This is a genomic window from Lysobacter antibioticus (assembly GCF_000731095.1).
In the GTDB taxonomy this organism is placed as follows: Bacteria; Pseudomonadota; Gammaproteobacteria; order Xanthomonadales; family Xanthomonadaceae; genus Lysobacter; species Lysobacter antibioticus_B.
In genome coordinates, this window is record NZ_JMTZ01000159.1 from 1 (window position 1) to 1490 (window position 1490).

The 1490-nt window shown below is 69.1% G+C and carries 1 protein-coding gene; it reads right to left on the reverse strand.

The window, feature by feature from the left end; translation table 11 throughout:
• Positions 1–334: 334 nt before the first annotated feature.
• Positions 335–1270 (reverse strand): hydroxymethylbilane synthase, encoded by a 936-nt coding sequence (hemC, locus tag EX88_RS0122750; protein ID WP_031374272.1) that lies wholly within the window; start codon positions 1268–1270, stop codon positions 335–337.
• Positions 1271–1490 lie beyond the last annotated feature (220 nt).

The following is a 1490-nucleotide window of genomic DNA, read 5'->3' on the forward strand; positions in this document are numbered from 1 at the left end:
AAAAGAAAGTTACCCGCCGCTTTAGTGGCGGAAGCTTTAGGCGTTTGATCTTGATCCCGGTCTAGCGGGAGCGATACGCCGCGAGACCGTCGCAGCGCGGTCGCGGCTCGCGCCGCTCCTACCCTCGCGCCAACTCATGCCTCCGATCAATGGCGAAGGCGTTGCAGACTCTGCGCGTCCCGCGGTCGCGGCTTGTGACCAAAGAGAATCCAGCAGAACGCCGCTCCTACCCCAAGGCAAAGACGATCGCATACGAAGGCGAAGGCTTGGACTGAGGGCGCGCTACTCAACGACAGCGTAGAACGCCAACGACGTTGGGCAGCCACAGCCCGAATCAATCCGCGTCGATGTCCACCAGCGAATCGGCGATGAACTCGCCCGCGCCCTGCTCCAACAAACGTTGCGCGACCTCGATGCCGAGGCAGTCCGGGGCGTCGCCGCGGCCTTCGCCGTGGGCGCGCACGGCGCGGCCGTCGCTGGCCGAGCCGACCTGGCCGTCGAGGCGCAGGTGTTCGCCGTCCAGGCGCGCGTAGGCGGCCACCGGTACATGGCAGCTGCCATGCAGGGCGCGATTCATGGCGCGCTCGGCTTCGACGCAGGTGCGGGTGGCGGCGTGATCGAGCGCGGCGCAGAACGTGCGCGCAGCGACGTCGTCCTCGCGGCATTCGATCGCGATCGCGCCCTGCGCCGGCGCCGGCAGCCAATACGGCGATTCGAGGCGGGCGCGGATGCGCGCGTCGAAGCCGAGACGCTGCAAGCCGGCGCAGGCCAGGACGATGGCGTCGTAGTCGCCGGCATCGAGCCGGGCCAGCCGGGTATTGACGTTGCCGCGCAGATCGAGCAATTGCAGGTCCGGGCGCAAGGCGCGCAACTGCGCCTGCCGGCGCAACGACGAGGTGCCGACGCGGGCGCCGAGCGGAAGGCTGTCGATGCCGTCGTGGTGGTTGCTGACGAAGGCGTCGGCGTAGTCGGCGCGCTCGAGGATCGCCGGCAGGGCGAAGCCCTGCTCCAGTTCCATCGGCACGTCCTTGAGCGAGTGCACCGCGCAGTCGGCTTCGCCGCGCAGCATCGCCAGCTCCAGCTCCTTGAGGAACAGGCCCTTGCCGCCGATCGCGGCCAGCGAGCGGTCCAGCACTTCGTCGCCGCGAGTGCTCATCGGCACCAGGCTCACCTCGAGCCCCGGATGCGCGGCGCGCAGCCGGTCGGCGACATGCTCGCTCTGCCACAGGGCGAGCGGGCTCTTACGGGTGGCGATGCGCAGGGTCTTCATGCCGGCATTATCGCCGCTGCCGGGGGTCAGCATCAAAAGCTGCCTGGGCGGGCGGGCTACTGGGGCCGTATCGGTTGCGGAATCAGCAACGGACGGGGAGCCGGGGGGGGCGCAGTGGCGGCCAGTGACCGAAGGAAGGCCGCCCTATCCCAAGGCGCCACAGACCGTTGCCGTTGCCGTTGCCGTTGCCGTTGCCGTTGCCGTTGCCGTTGCCGTTGCC